Raw genomic sequence first — 17,668 nt, 5'->3', positions numbered from 1 at the left:
GGCCCCTTCTTATTTGGGTCTGCCCTCTCGCGAAAGTCCGAGGGTTTCTCCCCGCTTTCTCGCGATGTCATAACAAAGTCATACTGCGGCGGTCCAATGTAATCGATTACATGAACACCGCACGATGAGCATCCAAGCCGTTGCAGCCAAAGCCGGGGTCTCTGTGGCCACCGTGTCGCGGGCCTTCAACTTTCCCGGCAAGGTGACGCCCGTCACCCGCGAACTCGTGGAGCGCGTGGCGCGGGAGCTCAACTATGTGCCGAACGCCAGCGCGCGCACGCTGCGCACCCAGCGCAGCCGTGTGCTCGGCGTGGTGCTCCCCACACTGCTCAACCCGACCTTCGCCGAGTGCCTGCAGGGCATCGCGCGCGCGGCCATCGCGGGCGGCTACGCGATCATTCCCGTCACCACCGGCTACCGGCTCGATGAAGAAGAACGCGCGGTGCAACTGCTGCTGGCCGGCAATGTCGACGGGCTGATCCTCGTAGTGTCGAATCCTTCGACATCGGCCGCGCTGCCCCGGCTCCAGGCGGCGGAGGTGCCTTATGTGCTGGCCTACAACCGCCACGCGGACCACCCCTGCGTGTCGGTCGACAGCGAAGGCGCCGTGGCCGATGCCGTCGCGCGCCTCGTGCTGCTGGGCCATCGCCGCATCGCGATGGTCAGCGGCACGCTCGCCGCGTCGGACCGTGCGCAGCAGCGCTATCGCGGCTACCTCAGGGGCATGGCGGAGGCCGGGCTCGCCGCGCCCGCGCTGATCGAAGTGCCTTTCGTCGAAACCGCGGTCGATGCGCTCTCGCACCAGCTGCAGGCGCGCCGCCGCCCCACCGCGCTGATCTGCTCGAACGACCTGCTGGCCATCCGCAGCATCCGCGCCGCGCACTTGAGCGGCCTGGCGGTGCCCGACGACCTCAGCGTGGTCGGCTTCGACGGCATCGCGCTCGGCGAAGACCTCACACCTGCGCTCACCACCATCGCGCAGCCCAACAGCGACATCGGCCGCCACAGCGTCGAGCTGCTGATCCCGGCCATCGCCGGGGGCGCGACGCTGCAGCCCGACGCGAGCCTGCTGCTTGCCCATGCCTTCCGAGACGGCGAGTCGTGCGCTTCGGCGCGCGAGGACAACAACGCCGCGATTCCCTGACCTTCCCTCGTTCTCCGACCACATCCATCCAAGGAGTCCCACCATGTCACTTCGCTTCAACCGCCTGGCTCGCCTCGGCATCCTGGCCGCCGCGCTCGCCGCCGGCAGCGCCATGGCCCAGACCGCCATTTGCTACAACTGCCCGACCGAATGGGCCGACTGGGGCACGCAGCTGAAGGCCATCAAGGCCAAGACCGGCATCACCGTGCCGGCCGACAACAAGAACTCGGGCCAGTCGCTCGCGCAGCTGGTCGCAGAGAAGGCCAGCCCCGTGGCCGACGTCACCTACCTCGGCGTGACCTTCGCGGTGCAGGCCGCGAAAGACGGCGTGGTCGAGCCCTACAAGCCCGCCGCCTGGAAAGACATTCCCGACGGCCTGAAGGACCCGGCCGGCAACTGGTTCACCATTCACTCGGGCACGCTCGGCTTCATGGTCAACGTCGACGCGCTCAAGGGCAAGCCGATCCCGAAGTCGTGGGCCGACCTGCTCAAGCCCGAGTACAAGGGCCTGATCGGCTACCTCGATCCGGCTTCGGCCTTCGTGGGCTATGTCGGCGCGGTGGCGGTGAACGAAGCACGCGGCGGCACGCTCGACAACTTCAAGCCGGCCATCGACTACTTCAAGGCGCTGCAGAAGAACGAGCCCATCGTGCCGAAGCAGACCTCGTACGCGCGCGTGCTGTCGGGCGAGATCGCGATCCTGCTCGACTACGACTTCAACGCCTACCGCGCCAAGTACAAGGACAAGGCCAACGTCGCCTTCGTGATCCCGAGCGAGGGCACTCTCGCCGTGCCCTACGTGATGAGCCTGGTCGCCAAGGCCCCGCATGCGGCCGATGCGAAGAAGGTGCTCGACTTCACTCTGTCCGACGAAGGCCAGGCGATCTGGGCCAAGGCCTATCTGCGGCCGGTGCGCGCGAGCGCCATGCCCAAGGACATCGAAGCGCAGTTCCTGCCGGCGAGCGAATACGCCCGGGCCAAGAGCGTGGACTACGGGCGGATGGCTGCCGCGCAGAAGACCTTCTCTGATGAGTATTTGAAGGAAGTGCGCTAAGTCGGTCTGTTGTTCAAGGCGCGATCACGCCGACGGGGTACCTTGCTCCGCGAATGTCCCCCGGCCTGCGGCCTCCTCCTTTATTTCGCTGCGCAAGGCACCCCGCCGTCGTGATCGTTCAGAGCACTGGTTGATCGGCCGCAAACCAGCCGCGTGCCCTGTGCACAGGGCACCGGGTGCTCCCCGCAGCGAAATAAAGGAGGAGCCGAAGGCGGGGGACATTCGCGGAGGGGAGTACCCGGTGGCCTGTGCACGCGCCCTGAACGTTCTGTCCCGCAACCCAAACAACCCACGATGAAGAACTGAGATGAAGTCCGACACCTCCTGGACCCCACGCTGGCGCCTGCTGGCCTGCGTGGCACCCGCGGCCGCCTTCTTCGCGGCCTTCTGGCTGCTGCCGGTCGTGCGTCTTCTCACGCTGCCCGCCGACAAGGGCTGGTCCACCTACTTCGCGGTGCTGACCGACGCGCGCTACCTCACGAGCATGGCCAACACCGTCGCGCTCTCGGTGGTCGTGACGCTGGCCACGCTGGTGCTGGGCGCGGCCGTGGGCATCTACCTCGCGCGCCATGCCTTCGTCGGCAAGCGCGTGCTGCTTTCGCTGCTCACGCTGCCGCTTTCGTTCCCGGGCGTGATCATCGGCTTCTTCGTGATCCTGCTCGGCGGGCGCCAAGGCGTGGTGGCCGACCTCAGCGACAGCCTGTTCGGCGAACGCATTACCTTCGCCTACGGCCTGCTCGGGCTGTTCCTTGCGTACCTGTACTTCTCGCTGCCGCGCGCCATCGCGACCTACGCGGCAGCGGCCGAATCGATGAACACGCAGCTCGAAGAAGCCGCGCGTTCGCTCGGCGCCTCGCGGCTTCGCGTCGCGCGCGACGTGTGGATGCCCGAGCTTGCACCCACCACGCTGGCCTGCGGCGCCATCCTCTTCGCCACCTCGATGGGCGCCTTCGGCACGGCCTTCACGCTGGCCAGCAAGTTCGAGGTGATCCCGATCACCATCTACAACGAGTTCACCAACTATGCCAACTTCGCGCTTGCCGCGTCGCTGTCGATCTCGCTGGGCATCGTGACCTGGCTGGTGCTGTTCGTGGCGCGCCGCTTTGGCGCGAATCCCGTCGCACGCTGAGGGCCCACGCACCATGCGAACCAACACCCAGGCCAAAGCGCCCTTCCTGCTTGCCGTCACGGTCATCGTGAGCCTTTTCATGATCGCGCCGATGCTGCTGTCGGTGATGGCGGGCCTCGTCAACAACTACAGCATGGGCCTCAAGAGCGGCCTCACGCTGCGCTGGCTCGGCGAGGTGTGGGAGAACTACGGCGGCACCGTCGGCTGGTCGCTCACGCTGGCCGTGGCCTGCGTCATCGGCACCGTGCTGCTGGGCGTGCCCTGTGCCTATGCGCTGGCACGCAGCCGCTCGCGCGTGGCGCGCATCTTCGAGGAGCTGCTGACGCTGCCGGTCGCGGTGCCGGGCCTTGCGACGGCGCTCGCGTTGATCCTTGCCTATGGCCAGCTCACTGCCTTCCGCCAGAGCTTCGCCTTCATCCTCGTGGGCCACATGGTGTTCACGCTGCCGTTCATGGTGCGCACCGTGAGCTCGGCCTTCCAGCGCGACGACCTGCTCGCGCTCGAGGAGGCCGCGCGCTCGCTGGGTGCGAACTTCCGCCAGCGATTCATGGGCATCCTCGTACCCGCGGTGTTCCCGGCCATCGTGGCCGGCAGCCTGATGGTGTTCACGCTGTCGGTGGGCGAGTTCAACCTCACGTGGATGCTGCACACGCCGCTCACGCGCACGCTGCCCGTGGGCCTGGCCGACAGCTATGCCTCGATGCGCATCGAGATCGGATCGGCCTACACGCTGGTCTTCTTCGCCGTCATTCTTCCGGTGCTGTGGGCTCTGCAGTACCTTGCCAACCTGATGCAGAAACGCCATGGAACTTGAACGCATTCCCATCGACATCGCCAACTGTGCGAAGACCTACGCCGACGGCACGCGCGGCCTGCAGCCCACCGACTTGCAAGTGGAAGCCGGCGAAGTGCTGGCGCTGCTCGGCCCCTCGGGCTGCGGCAAGACCACGCTGCTGCGGCTGATCGCCGGCCTGGAATCGCCCGACGCGGGCAGCCGCATCGTGTTCGGCGGGCAGGACGTCACGCAGCGCCCGGTCGAGCACCGCGGTGTTGGCATGGTGTTCCAGAGCTATGCGCTCTTTCCGCAGATGACGGTCGCGGCCAACATCGGCTACGGGCTGCGCATTCGCGGCGTGGCGCCCGATGAAGAAAAGCGCAGCGTCGGCGAGCTGGTCGACCTCGTGCGCCTCGGCGGACTGGAGAACAAGCGCCCCGCCGAGCTTTCCGGCGGCCAGCGCCAGCGCGTGGCCCTGGCGCGCGCAGTGGCCGTGCGCCCGCGCGTGCTGCTGCTCGACGAGCCGCTGGCAGCGCTCGACGCCAAGCTCAAGGAGTCGCTGCGCGACGAACTGGCCGAACTGCTGCGCCGCCTGCACATCACGGCCATCCACGTCACGCACGACCAGCAGGAGGCGCTGGCCATTGCCGATCGCCTCGCCGTGATGCGCGCCGGACGCATCGTGCAGGTGGGTCGCGGCGAAGACCTCTACCGTGCGCCCGCACACCCCTTCGTCGCCGAGTTCCTCGGCCGGGTCAACCGGCTGGAACGCGAGGCCGACGCCATCGCACAAGGCGTTGTCCGACTCGGAGGGTCAGCCCTGCCCTGCCCGTCGGCGTGGCGGGGCCATGCGACGCTGCTCGTGCGGCCCGAAGACATCGAGGTCGGTGCGCCCCTGCCAGGCTGGGGCGCCGCCACCGTCGAACGCCGTACCTTCCTCGGCGACCGCGTGCAGTTGCACCTGCGTGTTCAAGACCAGCCGGTGCTGATGGCCGACGTAGGGCGCGACAATCCGTTCGGACCGGGCGACGCGGTGGGCCTGCGCATCCACCCCGACCGCCTGATGACGTCGCAGGAGACCAGCGCATGACGACAACAGCAGAGAACACCTTCCTGGTCCAGCTGACCGACCTGCACATCCGCGAGCCGGGCCGGCTGGCCTATGGCCGCATCGACACCGCGCCGTACCTCGAGCGCGCCGTGCAGTCGGTGCTGGCGCTGCGCCAGCAGCCCGATGCCGTGGTCATCACCGGCGACCTGACCGACTTCGGCCGCGCCGCCGAATACGAACATCTGGCGCGGCTGCTGGCCCCGCTGACCATGCCGGTCTACCTGATGCCAGGCAACCACGACGACCGCGACCAGTTGCGCCGCAGCTTTCCCGGCCACGCCTATCTCGGCACGGGTGCCGACACCGACGGCTTCATCCAGTATTCGGTGCGCGTCGGCGACCTTCGCTTGCTCACGCTCGACACCTGCGTGCCCGGCGCCAGCCATGGCTCGCTGTGCGAGAAGCGCCTGGGTTGGCTCGAAGCGCAGCTGGACGCCTGCCGCGGCGAGCCCGTGGTGGTCGCCATGCACCACCCGCCCTTCGAAACGCTGATCGGCCACATGGACGAGATCGGCCTGCTGCAGGGCGCCGACGCGCTCGAGGCACTGCTCTCACGCCACCCGAACGTCGAACGCGTGATCTGCGGCCACCTGCACCGGGCCATCGACGTGCGCTTCGGCGGCACCATTGCCTCGACCTCTCCGGCTCCGGCCCATCAGGTCTGTCTCGACCTCGCACCCGACGCCGAATCGGCCTGGACACTGGAGCCGCCTTCTTTCAGGGTGCACGCCTGGTCCGCTCGCGGACGCCGGCTGGTCACCCACCTGGCGGCCTCCGGCAGCTTCGAAGGGCCATATCCTTTCCACGACAACGGAGCCCTGATCGACTGAAGCGCCCGCTTGTGGAAAATGGGGGCGAAACGAACCAAAACGAAAAGGACAGAACCCGCCCCCCATGAAGCATCTCCTGAATCTGCTGGCGGCCGTGGCCCTGCTGGTGTGGGGTACGCACCTGGTCCGCACCGGTGTGCTGCGTGTGTTTGGCGCCAACCTGCGCAAGATCCTCGTCCAGAGCATGCGCAACCGCTTCACGGCCGCCCTCTCGGGCATCGGCGTGACGGCGCTGGTGCAATCAAGCACCGCCACCTCGCTCATGACCTCGTCCTTCGTCGGGCAGGGCCTGGTCACGCTGCCGGCGGCGCTGGCGGTGATGCGGGGCGCAGACGTGGGCACGGCGCTGATCTCGGTGCTGTTCTCGGCGGACCTGTCCTGGCTCTCGCCGATGTTCATCTTCGTGGGCGTGGTGCTGTTCATCAGCCGCTCGGCCTCCATGGCGGGGCGCATCGGCCGCGTGCTGATCGGGCTCGGGCTGATGCTGCTGGCGCTGCAGCTGGTGGTGGAGGCTACCGAGCCGCTGTTCTCCTCGCCGGCCGTGCGCGCACTGCTCGCGTCGATCAGCAGCGACGTGCTGCTCGAGATCACCGTCGGCGCGGTGCTGGCCATCGTGGCCTATTCGAGCCTCGCGGTGGTGCTGCTGGTCGCGGCCATGGCCACGTCGAACGTGGTGCCGCTGGACGTAGCGCTCGGCCTGGTGCTCGGCGCCAACCTCGGCAGCGGCCTGCTGGCGGTGCTGACCACGGCCAAGTCGGCCGTGTCGGTGCGGCAGGTGACGGTGGGCAACCTGCTGTTCAAGGCGCTGGGCGTGGCCATCGTCGCCCCCTTCATCGGACTGTGGATCCGCTACGTGCAGCCGGAGCTGCCGAACCAGACGCATGGCGTGGTGCTGTTCCACCTGGCGTTCAACGTAGTGATCAGCGTGGGGTTCATCGGCCTCACGCAATGGGTCGCCAGGCTGGTGACGCGCATCCTGCCGGTGCCGCAACAGCCGGCCGGCACCACGCGGCCGCACCACCTCGATCCTTCGGCGCTGTCGACGCCGTCGCTCGCCATCTCCAATGCGGCGCGCGAAGCCCTGCACCAGGCCGACATCGTGGAGACCATGCTGATCGGCACGCTCGACGTGATCCGCCACAACGACCTGCGGCTGGCCCAGGAGCTGCGGCAGCTCGACGACACGGTGGACCAGCTGTACTCGGCCATCAAGTACTACATGACCCGCATCTCGCGCGAGGCGCTGGGCGAGGAGGAAAGCCGGCGCTGGACCGACATCATCAGCTTCACGATCAACATGGAACAGATCGGCGACATCATCGAGCGCGTAATCATCGATGTGGAAGACAAGAAGATCAAACCGCAGCGCAACTTCTCGCAGGCCGGCATGGCGGAGATCGTCGAGCTGCACGGGCGGCTGGTAGCCAACCTGCGGCTGAGCATGAGCGTGTTCCTGAACGGCAACGTGCGGGACGCGCAGAAGCTCCTGGAAGAGAAGGTGCGCTTTCGCGACCTGGAGCGGGCCTATGCGACGACCCACCTCGACCGGCTGTCGGACCGCACCACGCTGAGCATCGAGACGAGCTCGCTGCACATCGACCTGATCAGCGACCTGAAGCGCATCAACTCGCACATCTGCTCGATCGCGTATCCGATCCTGGAATCGGCCGGGGCGCTGGCGCCCAGCCGGCTCAGGGAATCGCGGCTCGGGAAGATCGAGGGGTAGCGCCTCTTACTCGGCGGTCTTCAACAGGGCCGCCTCGCGCCCGCGCCGCGCGTACCGCTGCGCCAGCACGGCGCACACCATGAGCTGCATCTGGTGGAACAGCATCAGCGGCAGCACGATCGCGCCCACCGCGTGAGAGGCGAACAGCACCTTGGCCATGGGTATCCCGCTGGCCAGGCTCTTCTTGGAGCCGCAGAACACGATCGTGATCTCGTCTTCCGTGTCGAAACCCAGCTTGCGCGCCAGCAGGGTCGTGAGGCTCAGCGCCAGCCCCAGCACCACCGCGCACACCACCAGCAGCCCGACCAGCGCATGGGCAGGCACCTGCTTCCACAGGCCCTCGATCACGGCCGCGCTGAACGCCGTGTAGACGACCAGCAGGATCGAGCCCTGGTCGACGAATTTCAGCACTGCGGCACGGCGCTGTATCCACTTGCCGATCCACGGCCGCAGCAGGTGCCCCAGCACGAACGGGGCCATCAGCTGCAGCAGGATGCGGCCGATCGAATCCAGCGACGAGCTCGCATGGCCACCATTCGGCAACACCACGAGATTGACCAGCACCGGCGTGATGAACACGCCCAGCAGGGTGGACGCCGATGCGCTGCAGATGGCGGCGGGCATGTTGCCCCGCGCCATGGCCGTGAAGGCAATCGCCGATTGCACCGTGGCGGGCAGCACGCAGAGATAGAGCACGCCGGTGTAGAGCCCTGGCGTCACCAGTGGCGACAGCAGCGGCTTGAGCGCCAGCCCGAGCACGGGAAACAGCACGAAGGTGCTGCCGAACACCAGCAGGTGCAGCCGCCAGTGCATGAGGCCGTTCATGATCGCCTCGCGCGACAGCTTGGCACCGTGCAGGAAGAACAGCAGGCCGATGGCAGCGCTCGTGAGCAGCTCGAAGAGATGCCCCAGCTTCCCGCTCGCGGGCAGCAGGCTGGCAAGGGTCACCACCGAGAGCAGCGCGAAGGTGAAGTTGTCGGGAAGGAAGCGGGAGCGGGACATGGATGGAACCTGGGCGCCGCACGCCGCAAGCGCGCAGGCCGACTCAGCAAGGGAATGTGTGATTTCCGCGCATGAATCTCGTCGCCACTTCGCGGAGCCCGGCGCGTGCTCCTCGCGCCCTGGGCGCAATTTTCGACGAAGCCCGGCATCGCTGCCGGCCGGCGAAAGAATGCCCCTGCCTCAGTGTGCGGCCGGTGAACTGAACTGCGCCTGACGTCGGCGCAGGCAATAGTCCATAAGGTCCTCGATCTCGGTGACCTTGTCGAAAACGGCATCGGCACCGAGCAGGGCGCATCTGCGCCGCATGTCGGGCGTGGCGAAGTTGCTGAGCACCACGATCTTCTGCGCCGGCCCGCGGTGACGGCACGCCTCGAGCACACGAAAGCCTGTGCCGTCCTTCAGGAACAGGTCGACGATGGCCAGGTCCCATTCCGACAGGTTGCATGAAAGCCAGCGCGAGCCCTCCTCTTCCGACTCTGCTTCGCCCACAGGATCGACCCGGGCGACCTCGCGCAGCGCGCCCATGAGGTTCTTGCGGATGGTGGGGTTGTCTTCCACGATGAAAGTGCGAACGGTGGTCATGAAGGCTTGCCTCTGCGCTGTGCTCACAGCCTACAAACTGCACCCGGCACAAGTCGAAGGCATGACACCGCACGCCGGGTAGGACAAGGCGCCCCTCGCGCCCGTGGATTCAGAGCGTCAGGATCGTGCAGCCGGTGGTCTTGCGCGCTTCCAGGTCGCGGTGCGCCTGCTGCACGTCGGCCAGTGCATAGCGCTGTCCGATCGGAATCTTCACCGCGCCGCTGCGCACCACCGCGAACAGGTCGTCGGCCATCGCCTGCGTGCTTTCGCGCGTGGCCATGTGCGTGAACAGCGTCGGCCGCGTCACGTAGAGCGAGCCCTTGGACGCCAGCGTGCCGAGGTTGATCGGAGGCACCGGGCCCGAGCCGTTGCCGAACACCGCCAGCAGGCCGAAGGGGCGCAGGCTGTCGATCGAGCCTTCGTAGGTGTCCTTGCCCACCGAGTCGTATGCCACCTTCACGCCCTTGCCGCCCGTGATCTCCTTCACGCGCGCCGCGAAGTTTTCGGTGCTGTAGTTGATGGCATGCGCGGCGCCATGTTCGAGCGCGAGCTTGCACTTGGCGTCGCTGCCGGCCGTGCCGATGAGCTGCAGGCCCAGCGCCCTGGCCCACTGGCAGGCGATCAGCCCGACGCCGCCGGCCGCCGCATGGAACAGGATGAAGTCGCCGGCCTGCAGGCCTTCGGCCGGCAGCGTCTTCTTCAGCAGGTACTGCGTGGTCAGGCCCTTGAGCATCATGGCAGCACCGGTCTCGAAGGAGATGTCGTCGGGCAGCTTGCACACGCACTTGGCGGGCATCACGCGCAACTCGCAGTAGGCGCCGGGCGGCGGGCTGGCATAGGCTGCGCGGTCGCCAGGCTTCAGGTGCGTCACGCCCTCGCCCACCGCCTCGACGATGCCCGAGGCTTCCATGCCCAGCTGCAGCGGCATCTGGAACGGGTAGAGCCCGCTGCGCTGGTAGGTGTCGATGAAGTTCAGGCCCACGGCCTTGTGGCGGATGCGGATCTCGCCGGGGCCGGGTTCGCCGACTTCCACGTCGACGATCTTCAGTTCTTCGGGGCCGCCATGGCGGTCGATACGGACAGCTTTGCTCATCATCGTTGCAGTCTCCACGCACAGGAAAAGAAGAGGGAGGGGCATCCTGCCATGTTTGGGTTTCCCGTGGCGGTGCGGGACATCATTGCCCGGGTAGAGTCGGCCGCCATGCAGACACAGCACCGGCGCCTTGCCCCCTCCACCGTCCTCCTGCTTGTCGTTCCTCCGCTGCTCTGGGCCGGCAATGCCGTGGTCGGCCGGCTGGTGCGAGAACTGGTTTCGCCGCTCACGCTGAACTTCGTGCGCTGGGTCGTCGCGTTCGCGCTCCTGCTGCCGCTGGCCACACCGGTGCTGCGTCGCGGCAGCCCGGTGTGGGCGCACTGGAAGCGCTACGCCGTGCTCGGGCTGCTCGGCATCGGCCTGTACAACGCCTTCCAGTACCTCGCTCTGCAGACCTCCACGCCCATCAACGTCACGCTGGTCGGCTCCAGCCTGCCGCTGTGGATGCTCGCGGTGGGCACGCTGTTCTTCGGCGCACGCGTCAGCACCCGCGAGATCTTCGGCGCGCTGCTGTCGATGGCGGGCGTGCTGCTGGTGCTCAGCCGCGGCGAGTGGCGGCAGCTGCTCGGCCTGCGGCTGGTGCCGGGCGACCTCTACATGATCCTGGGCACCATCGCCTGGGCCTTCTACAGCTGGCTGCTGGCACGCACGAACGAGCCCAGGGCCCTGCGGCAGGACTGGGCCGCGTTCCTGATGGCACAGCTGGTGTTCGGCCTCGCGTGGTCGGGCGCGCTGGCCGCCGGCGAATGGACGATGACGCCCGCCCACATCGACCTGGGCTGGCCGCTCGCTGCCGCGATGCTGTTCATCGGCATCGGCCCCGCGGTGGTGGCCTACCGTTGCTGGGGCACCGGCGTGCAGCGCGCGGGTCCGCAGGCGGCGAGCATCTTCCTGAACCTCACGCCGCTGTTCGCGGCAGTGCTTTCGGCAGCCTTCCTGCGCGAGCCGCCGCACTGGTACCACGGCGCGGCGTTCCTGCTGATCGTGGCCGGGATCGCGGTGTCGTCACGGCGCTGATTCAACAACGCCCTCTTCAAGCGAACACCGCGGAACCGGCTTTGCCGGGCCGCTGGTGTTGCCCCCGGTAGGGGGTGGGAGTAGCGACACGAAGTGCGCGAAGCCTGGGGGCGAGCTCAATACGTGCCCGGGTAGGCCCCACCGTCGGCCAGCACGTTCTGGCCGGTCATGTAGCCGGCCTGCATGCTGCAGAGAAAGGCACAGATGGCACCGAACTCGGCCGGCGTGCCGAAGCGCCTGGCCGGGATGTTCTTCTTGCGGGCTTCCCACACGGTGTCGAAGTCCTGGCCCGACTTCTGCGCGGCGCCGGCCATCGTGCCCTTGAGGCGGTCGGTGTCGAACGAGCCCGGCAGCAGGTTGTTGATGGTCACGCCCTGCGCCGCGATGGGCGTGCGCGCCACGCCGGCCACGAAGCCGGTGAGGCCGCTGCGCGCGCCGTTCGACAGGCCGAGGATGTCGATGGGCGACTTCACCGAGCTCGACGTGATGTTGACGATGCGCCCAAAGCCGCGCTTGGCCATGCCATCGACCGTGGCCTTGATGAGCTCGATCGGCGTCAGCATGTTCGCGTCGACCGCCTTGATCCAGGCCTCGCGGTCCCAGTTGCGAAAGTCGCCCGGCGGCGGGCCGCCCGCGTTGGTGACGACGATGTCGAAGTCGTGGCCGAGTGCGAACACCGCCGCGCGGCCGGCTTCGGTCGTGATGTCGGCCGCCACGTGCTTGACGAACGCAGCGCCCGATGCACCCGCCGCTTCGGCCAGCATCTTCGCCGCCGCTTCCAGTGCCTCGGCACCGCGTGCCACGATCACCACGTTGACGCCTTCGCGCACAAGCGCTTCGGCGCAGCCGTAGCCGAGGCCCTTGCTCGCGCCGCATACCAGCGCGGTCTTGCCTGCGATACCCAGATCCATGTTGTCGCTCCTATCGTGCAGGGGCTTCGCGCCCCTTGCGTGTGAAAACGAAGATGCCCGCGATCACGAGCACCGTGCCGGCCGCGATCCACGCGGTGAACGGCTCGCCGAGTATGACCACCCCCATGAGGATGGTCGACAGCGGCCCGATCATGCCGGTTTGCGCGGCCACCGCAGGGCCGATGCGCTCGATGGCCATCATCACCATGAGGACGGGCACCGCCGTGCACAGCGTGGCGTTGAGCACCGACAGCCAGATCACCTCGGGCGCCACCTGCATCGCCGCGCTCATCGGCCGCGTCAGCACGAACTGCAGGATGCACAGCAGGCAAGCCACGGTGGTCGCCAGGCCCACGAGCCTGAGCGACCCGAGGCGCTTGACGAACTCGCCGCTGTAGATCAGATAGCCCGCATAGCTCACCGCGCTCAGGAAGACCAGGAATGCGCCCCAGGCCGCCGCACCGCCGCCCTTGCCGCCACCGCCGGTCCAGAGTTCGTGGCCGAACACCAGCAGCACGCCGGCATAGCTCACGAGCATGCCCAGCACCTGCGGTCGCGTCGGATGGCGCCGGTACAGCAGCCAGCCGAAGAACAGCACCAGCGTGGGGTTGAGATACAGGATCAGCCGCTCGAAGCCGGCCGAGATGTAGGCCAGCCCGGCAAAGTCGAGAAAGCTCGCGAGGTAGTAGCCCGAGAAACCGAGCCCGATCACGCCGATCCAGTCGCGGCCGGTGAGCGCCGGCTTGCCACGCCCCGCCCACCACGCCATGAGCGCGAACAGCGGCAGCGCGAACAGCATGCGCAGCATGATGAGCGTCACGGCGTCCACGCCGTAGCGGTACGCGAGCTTGACGATGATGGCCTTGCCGCTGAATGCGATGGCGCCCAGTGTGGCGAGGATCAGGCCGGACGCAACGCCTTTCCTTGCGCCCTGGTGAGGGGGAATGCCGATCGATGCGGCTGTCTTGTTCATTCCCCGATCATCCCTTGATCCTCAGTAGCCTGCAGCGAGGCCGTCGCGGCGCGGGTCGCTGGCGGCCACGTAGCCTTCGACCGACGGCTCGCCCGCGCGCCAGATGAACTGGCCGGCGCCGAAGTCCTGGTACGAATCGTCGATGACGTCGAGGTGGTGGCCCAGGTCGCGCAGGCCCTGCACCGTGGCCGGGTTCATCGCGGCCTCGACGTTGATCTCGAACCCCGCGTTGAAGCGCCAGCGCGGCGCATCGCACGCGGCCTGCGGGTTCTGCCCGTAGTCGAGCATGCGCACCAGCGTCTGCATGTGGCCCTGCGGCTGCATGTTGCCGCCCATCACGCCGAAGCTCATCACCGGCTGGCCGTCCTTCGTGAGGAAGGCCGGGATGATGGTGTGGAACGGCCGCTTGCCCGGTGCCACCACGTTCGGGCTCTCGGCCTTCAGGCTGAAGCCGTGGCCGCGGTTCTGCAGGCTGATGCCGTACCCGGGCTCCACGCAGCCCGAGCCGAAGCCCATGTAGTTGCTCTGGATGAAGCTCACCATCATGCCGCGCTCGTCCGCCGCGGTGAGGTAGATGGTGCCGCCCTTCACGGGGTTGCCGGCCTTGAAGTCCTGAGCTTTTTTCACGTCGATGAGTCTCGCACGCGATGCGAGGTAGGCGTCATCGAGCATTTGCGCGGGGGTCACCGTCATCGACGATGGCTCCGACACGTAGCGATACACGTCGGCGAAGGCCAGCTTCATGGCCTCGATCTGCAGATGCTGCGAGGCGACCGAATCGACCGGCAGCGAGGCGATGTCGAACTTCTCGAGGATGCCCAGCGCGATCAACGCGGCAATGCCCTGGCCGTTGGGCGGAATCTCGTGCAGCGTGTGGCCGCGGTAGTCGCGCGAGATCGGCTTGACCCACTCGGGCTGGTAGGCCTCGAGATCGGCCACGGTGAGCGCGCCGCCCTGCTCCTTCGAGAACTTCGCGAGCGCCTCGGCGATCTCGCCGTTGTAGTAGGCCTCGCCCTTGGTGCGGGCGATGGCCTTCAGCGCCCGCGCAGCGGCCGTGAAGCGGAACAGCTCGCCGATCGCGGGCGCCCGGCCCCATGGCAGGAAGGTCTGTGCAAAGCCCGGCTGCGAACCCAGTAGCGGCGTGGCCGCGGCCCACTTGCCCTGCACCACCGGCGGCACGAGGTAGCCGCGCTCGGCGATGTCGATGGCCGGGGTCAGCAGGTCGGCGAACGGCAGCTTGCCGAAGCGATCGCTCAGCGCGACCCAGCCGCGCACCGCGCCCGGCACCGTGACCGAGTCGATGCCGCGCATCGGCGGCGTCGTGGCGTCGGCGCCGTACTTGGCCTTGAAGTATTCGGGCGTCCAGGCCTTGGGCGCGGGGCCCGAGGCGTTCAGGCCGTGCAGTTCCTTGCCGTCCCACAGGATGCAGAAGGCATCGCTGCCCAGGCCGTTGCTCACCGGCTCGACCAGCGTCATCACGGCGGCGGTGGCAATGGCCGCATCGACCGCGTTGCCGCCCTGCTGCAGGATGCGCAGCCCGGCCTGCGAGGCCAGCGGGTGCGAGGTCGATACCACGTTGCGCGCAAAGATCGGGATGCGGGTGGAGAGGTACGGATTGTTGAAGTCGAAGTTCATGTCGGTGTGCCTTGCCTTATTCGTTGGTGATCTTGCGGTCGACCACGATCTTTTTCCACTTGGCGGCGTCTGCTGCCACCATCTTCGCGAATTGCTCGGGCGTGCCCGGCGTCGCGGACTCGATGCCCAGGCGTGCGAGCTTTTCCTTCACCTCGGGGTCGGCCAGCGCCTCGTTGGCGGCCTTGTTGATTTTCGCGACGATATCCACCGGCAGGTTCTTCGGACCATAGAAGCCGAACCACGTGTTCGACTCGTAGCCGGGCAGCGTATCGGCGATGGGTGGCAGCTCAGGCGCCAGCGGGCTGCGCTTGAGCGAGGTGACGCCCAGCGCACGCAGGCGGCCGTCGCGCACGTGCGGCATGCCGGTGGGCAGCGAATCGAACAGCACGTCGACCTTGCCGCTGATCAGGTCGGGGATCGCCAGCGCCGTGCCCTTGTAGGGAATGTGCGTGACGAACACGCCGGCCTGCGCCTTGAACAGCTCCGCCGTGAGCTGCACGATGGTGCCGTTGCCGCTCGACGCGTAGTTGAGCTTGCCGGGGTTCTTCTTCGCGTAATCGATCCACTCGCGCACCGTCTTCGCGGGCGAATTGACCGGCACCAGCATGATGCTGGCGGCATCGCCCACGTGCGCGATGGGCGTGAAGTCTCGCACCGTGTCGTAGGGCAGCTTGCTGACGGCCGGGCCGATCGAGTGCGTGCTGGTGGTGGCCAGCAGGATCGTGTAGCCGTCGGGCGCGGCCTTGGCGGCCTGGTCGGAGCCGATGGCGCCGCCCGCGCCGGGCTTGTTGTCGACCACCAGCGTGGTGCCGAGCTTGTCGCCCATCTTCTGGCCCAGCGTGCGGGCAAAGAGGTCGGTGGCGCCGGCCGCCGGGAACGGCACGATCAGGCGGATCGGCTTGTTCGGGTAGCCCTGCGCGAGGCTGGCGGACGAGGTGGCCACGCCGAGCGCAACGGCAAGCGCCTGGAGGAACTGGAGGCGTTTCATGTGCGGAATTTGTGCCTGTGAACGAGAAGTGGATGCTATGCAGCAGTGGCGCATCAAGCCAGATAATTCCGCTTATTCAACTATGAACACTGCTTATGACAAGAAGCACCGCGGAAGAGATCTCGCTGCAGCAGCTGCGGGCGCTGGCGGCGGTGGCCGAGACGGGCAGCTTCACGCTCGCGGCCGAGGCATTGCAGCTCACGCAGCCCGCCATCAGCCACCTGATCAAGCGGCTGGAAGAAGAGCTGGCGCAGCCTCTGGTGGTGCGCGGGCGCCGCATCCGCATGACCAACGCGGGCCAGATGATGGTCGACACGGCGGTGCGGGCGCTTCGGCTGATCGATGAATCCGTGGGCGCCTGCCGCTCGCAGTCGCAGCTGCGCGAAGGCCGCATCGTGCTCGCGGTGGGCCATCTCACGGCCGGCGCCCTGCTGCCGCCGCTGCTCGGGCGCTTTTCGCAGAAGCACCCGACGCTCGCGACCACGCTGCTCGACAGCACGGCGGAGCAAATGATCTCGCGCATCCTCTCGCAGGAGGCCGACCTGGGCTTCGGCTCGGACATCGGCCAGAAGCATTCGGAGCTGGCGACCGAGCCGCTGTTCTCGGACCGCATGGCCCTGTTCGTGCGCGAAGACCATCCGCTGGCGCAGCACGCGGTGGTCGATGCCAAGCACCTGGAGGGACTGCCGTTCATTCACGTCAACCCCGACGCCAACGTGTGGCGCGCCGTGAGCCGCCAGCTCGCAAGCATGGCCAACGTGTACCCGCGCGTGGTGCATCACGTGTCGATGCTGTCGACGGCGTTCGGCCTCATCCAGTCAGGCGCGGGGGTGGCGCTGCTGCCGCGCTACGTGGAGGTGCTGATGCCGGGCAACCTGCGCGCCGTGGGCGTGACGCGGCCTGCGCTGGAGTACCCGGTGGTCGCCGTGCGGTTGGCCAAGCATCCGCTGAGCCCGGCGGGGATGGCCTTCCTCGCGATGGCGCGACAGCACATGAAGCCGCCACGGGCGAGCAGACCGTAGGACATGACCTGGGTTTTGATCGGCGAGCACCAGCAGCGAGCCCTGCGCAGGCGCCCCGAAGCGATGCACACAGAAATGAAAAACGGCGCTCGAAGCGCCGTTCTTTCTGAAGTCCCGCGAGGGAACTCTGTCCGTCACTCCTCGACGAAAGCTTCCTCCCGCTTGGACTTGACTGCAGGCAGCAGCACGATCACAAGCAGCAATGCAGCCGCAGCCAACAGGCTCGCCGAGATCGGGCGCGTCACGAACACGCTCCAGTCGCCACGCGACAGCAGCAGCGAACGGCGCAGGTTCTCTTCCATCATCGGCCCCAGGATGAAGCCCAGCAGCAGCGGCGCAGGCTCGCAGCCCAGCTTGAAGAAGCTGTAGCCCACCAGGCCGAAGATGCCCACCATCCAGATGTCGAAGGTGTTGTTGTTGGTCGAGTACACGCCAATCGCGCAGAACAGCACGATCGCCGGGAACAGGAACTTGTAGGGCACCGACAGGAGCTTGATCCACATGCCGATCAGCGGCAGGTTCAGGATGATCAGCATCGCGTTGCCGATCCACATCGAGGCGATCAGGCCCCAGAACAGCTCGGGGTTGCTGGTCATCACCTGCGGGCCGGGCTGGATGTTGTGGATCGTCATCGCACCCACCATCAGCGCCATCACCGCGTTGGGCGGAATGCCCA

At 67.4% G+C, this 17,668-nt stretch carries 17 protein-coding genes; 9 read left to right on the top strand and 8 right to left on the bottom strand.

Going from position 1 to position 17,668, the window contains the following annotated elements; genetic code table 11:
* The first annotated feature begins 124 nt into the window (after window positions 1–124).
* The 7 genes from AC1DFC_RS00085 (at window position 125) to AC1DFC_RS00055 (ending at window position 7,769) form a co-directional block, all read left to right on the top strand.
* The gene (locus AC1DFC_RS00085) at window positions 125–1,144 is read left to right on the top strand and encodes a LacI family DNA-binding transcriptional regulator (RefSeq protein ID WP_007830244.1); all 1,020 of its coding nucleotides are present in this window, start codon (window positions 125–127) and stop codon (window positions 1,142–1,144) included.
* Window positions 1,145–1,187: 43 nt separating this feature from the next.
* Entirely contained in the window at window positions 1,188–2,198 is a 1,011-nt protein-coding gene (locus AC1DFC_RS00080; protein WP_478178514.1) for an ABC transporter substrate-binding protein, read from the top strand.
* A gap of 307 nt (window positions 2,199–2,505) precedes the next feature.
* Window positions 2,506–3,327, top strand: coding sequence for an ABC transporter permease (locus AC1DFC_RS00075; protein WP_007838459.1), 822 nt, complete (start codon window positions 2,506–2,508; stop codon window positions 3,325–3,327).
* 13 nt (window positions 3,328–3,340) lie between these two features.
* Entirely contained in the window at window positions 3,341–4,141 is an 801-nt protein-coding gene (locus AC1DFC_RS00070) for an ABC transporter permease (protein ID WP_007838457.1), read from the top strand.
* On the top strand, window positions 4,131–5,192 hold the full coding sequence (locus AC1DFC_RS00065; RefSeq protein WP_007838455.1) for an ABC transporter ATP-binding protein: 1,062 nt from the start codon (window positions 4,131–4,133) through the stop codon (window positions 5,190–5,192). Before AC1DFC_RS00070 ends, AC1DFC_RS00065 begins: the two co-directional genes overlap by 11 nt.
* Window positions 5,189–6,043: a phosphodiesterase gene (locus AC1DFC_RS00060; protein ID WP_007838454.1), complete on the top strand. Its 855-nt coding sequence runs from the start codon at window positions 5,189–5,191 to the stop codon at window positions 6,041–6,043. Before AC1DFC_RS00065 ends, AC1DFC_RS00060 begins: the two co-directional genes overlap by 4 nt.
* 64 nt (window positions 6,044–6,107) lie before the next feature.
* Window positions 6,108–7,769: a Na/Pi cotransporter family protein gene (locus AC1DFC_RS00055; RefSeq protein WP_007838452.1), complete on the top strand. Its 1,662-nt coding sequence runs from the start codon at window positions 6,108–6,110 to the stop codon at window positions 7,767–7,769.
* 6 nt (window positions 7,770–7,775) lie between these two features.
* Here the strand turns inward: AC1DFC_RS00055 and AC1DFC_RS00050 are convergent, their stop codons facing one another.
* The 3 genes from AC1DFC_RS00050 to AC1DFC_RS00040 form a co-directional block, all read right to left on the bottom strand.
* On the bottom strand, window positions 7,776–8,771 hold the full coding sequence (locus AC1DFC_RS00050; RefSeq protein ID WP_007838449.1) for a bile acid:sodium symporter family protein: 996 nt from the start codon (window positions 8,769–8,771) through the stop codon (window positions 7,776–7,778).
* Between the two features lie 180 nt (window positions 8,772–8,951).
* Window positions 8,952–9,353, bottom strand: coding sequence for a response regulator (locus tag AC1DFC_RS00045; RefSeq protein WP_007838447.1), 402 nt, complete (start codon window positions 9,351–9,353; stop codon window positions 8,952–8,954).
* A gap of 109 nt (window positions 9,354–9,462) precedes the next feature.
* Window positions 9,463–10,446 carry a quinone oxidoreductase family protein gene (locus AC1DFC_RS00040; protein WP_042674383.1) on the bottom strand — a complete coding sequence of 328 codons (984 nt, stop codon included), beginning with the start codon at window positions 10,444–10,446 and terminating at the stop codon, window positions 9,463–9,465.
* A gap of 108 nt (window positions 10,447–10,554) precedes the next feature.
* On the opposite strand from AC1DFC_RS00040, the gene AC1DFC_RS00035 reads away from it, so the two are divergent.
* A complete protein-coding gene (locus AC1DFC_RS00035) occupies window positions 10,555–11,463 on the top strand; it encodes a DMT family transporter (protein ID WP_413315551.1) in 909 nt (302 codons plus the stop codon).
* Window positions 11,464–11,579: 116 nt separating this feature from the next.
* Here the strand turns inward: AC1DFC_RS00035 and AC1DFC_RS00030 are convergent, their stop codons facing one another.
* Genes AC1DFC_RS00030 through AC1DFC_RS00015 form a run of 4 tightly spaced genes read right to left on the bottom strand, consistent with a single transcriptional unit; the run spans window position 11,580 to window position 15,970 of the window.
* Window positions 11,580–12,374, bottom strand: coding sequence for an SDR family oxidoreductase (locus AC1DFC_RS00030; RefSeq protein ID WP_478178513.1), 795 nt, complete (start codon window positions 12,372–12,374; stop codon window positions 11,580–11,582).
* Window positions 12,375–12,384: 10 nt separating this feature from the next.
* Complete coding sequence (locus AC1DFC_RS00025; protein WP_413335173.1) at window positions 12,385–13,347, bottom strand: DMT family transporter; 963 nt, start codon at window positions 13,345–13,347, stop codon at window positions 12,385–12,387.
* 21 nt (window positions 13,348–13,368) lie between these two features.
* Window positions 13,369–14,982: a gamma-glutamyltransferase family protein gene (locus AC1DFC_RS00020; RefSeq protein WP_413335171.1), complete on the bottom strand. Its 1,614-nt coding sequence runs from the start codon at window positions 14,980–14,982 to the stop codon at window positions 13,369–13,371.
* Between the two features lie 16 nt (window positions 14,983–14,998).
* On the bottom strand, window positions 14,999–15,970 hold the full coding sequence (locus AC1DFC_RS00015) for a Bug family tripartite tricarboxylate transporter substrate binding protein (protein WP_007835460.1): 972 nt from the start codon (window positions 15,968–15,970) through the stop codon (window positions 14,999–15,001).
* Window positions 15,971–16,065: 95 nt separating this feature from the next.
* Between AC1DFC_RS00015 and AC1DFC_RS00010 the strand changes: the two genes are divergently transcribed.
* A complete protein-coding gene (locus AC1DFC_RS00010; protein WP_007835458.1) occupies window positions 16,066–16,992 on the top strand; it encodes a LysR family transcriptional regulator in 927 nt (308 codons plus the stop codon).
* 134 nt (window positions 16,993–17,126) lie between these two features.
* Here the strand turns inward: AC1DFC_RS00010 and AC1DFC_RS00005 are convergent.
* Window positions 17,127–17,668, bottom strand: a 542-nt coding sequence (locus AC1DFC_RS00005; RefSeq protein ID WP_478178512.1) for a tripartite tricarboxylate transporter permease, incomplete at its 5' end; no start/stop codon positions are given.

It is taken from the genome of Variovorax sp. 10L421 (assembly GCF_056395365.1).
Note: the sequence above shows the minus strand (reverse complement) of the source record. Positions and strands in the feature narration are given on the sequence as shown.

Bases quoted from the DNA above. Each gene is read 5' to 3' on its own strand.
- AC1DFC_RS00055 (WP_007838452.1), top strand. From the start codon at position 6,108: ATGAAGCATCTCCTGAATCTGCTGGCGGCCGTGGCCCTGCTGGTGTGG.
- AC1DFC_RS00020 (WP_413335171.1), bottom strand. From the start codon at position 14,982: ATGAACTTCGACTTCAACAATCCGTACCTCTCCACCCGCATCCCGATC.
- AC1DFC_RS00065 (WP_007838455.1), top strand. From the start codon at position 4,131: ATGGAACTTGAACGCATTCCCATCGACATCGCCAACTGTGCGAAGACC.
- AC1DFC_RS00070 (WP_007838457.1), top strand. From the start codon at position 3,341: ATGCGAACCAACACCCAGGCCAAAGCGCCCTTCCTGCTTGCCGTCACG.
- AC1DFC_RS00085 (WP_007830244.1), top strand. From the start codon at position 125: ATGAGCATCCAAGCCGTTGCAGCCAAAGCCGGGGTCTCTGTGGCCACC.
- AC1DFC_RS00015 (WP_007835460.1), bottom strand. From the start codon at position 15,970: ATGAAACGCCTCCAGTTCCTCCAGGCGCTTGCCGTTGCGCTCGGCGTG.
- AC1DFC_RS00010 (WP_007835458.1), top strand. From the start codon at position 16,066: ATGACAAGAAGCACCGCGGAAGAGATCTCGCTGCAGCAGCTGCGGGCG.
- AC1DFC_RS00030 (WP_478178513.1), bottom strand. From the start codon at position 12,374: ATGGATCTGGGTATCGCAGGCAAGACCGCGCTGGTATGCGGCGCGAGC.
- AC1DFC_RS00035 (WP_413315551.1), top strand. From the start codon at position 10,555: ATGCAGACACAGCACCGGCGCCTTGCCCCCTCCACCGTCCTCCTGCTT.
- AC1DFC_RS00040 (WP_042674383.1), bottom strand. From the start codon at position 10,446: ATGAGCAAAGCTGTCCGTATCGACCGCCATGGCGGCCCCGAAGAACTG.
- AC1DFC_RS00080 (WP_478178514.1), top strand. From the start codon at position 1,188: ATGTCACTTCGCTTCAACCGCCTGGCTCGCCTCGGCATCCTGGCCGCC.
- AC1DFC_RS00060 (WP_007838454.1), top strand. From the start codon at position 5,189: ATGACGACAACAGCAGAGAACACCTTCCTGGTCCAGCTGACCGACCTG.
- AC1DFC_RS00025 (WP_413335173.1), bottom strand. From the start codon at position 13,347: ATGAACAAGACAGCCGCATCGATCGGCATTCCCCCTCACCAGGGCGCA.
- AC1DFC_RS00075 (WP_007838459.1), top strand. From the start codon at position 2,506: ATGAAGTCCGACACCTCCTGGACCCCACGCTGGCGCCTGCTGGCCTGC.
- AC1DFC_RS00045 (WP_007838447.1), bottom strand. From the start codon at position 9,353: ATGACCACCGTTCGCACTTTCATCGTGGAAGACAACCCCACCATCCGC.
- AC1DFC_RS00050 (WP_007838449.1), bottom strand. From the start codon at position 8,771: ATGTCCCGCTCCCGCTTCCTTCCCGACAACTTCACCTTCGCGCTGCTC.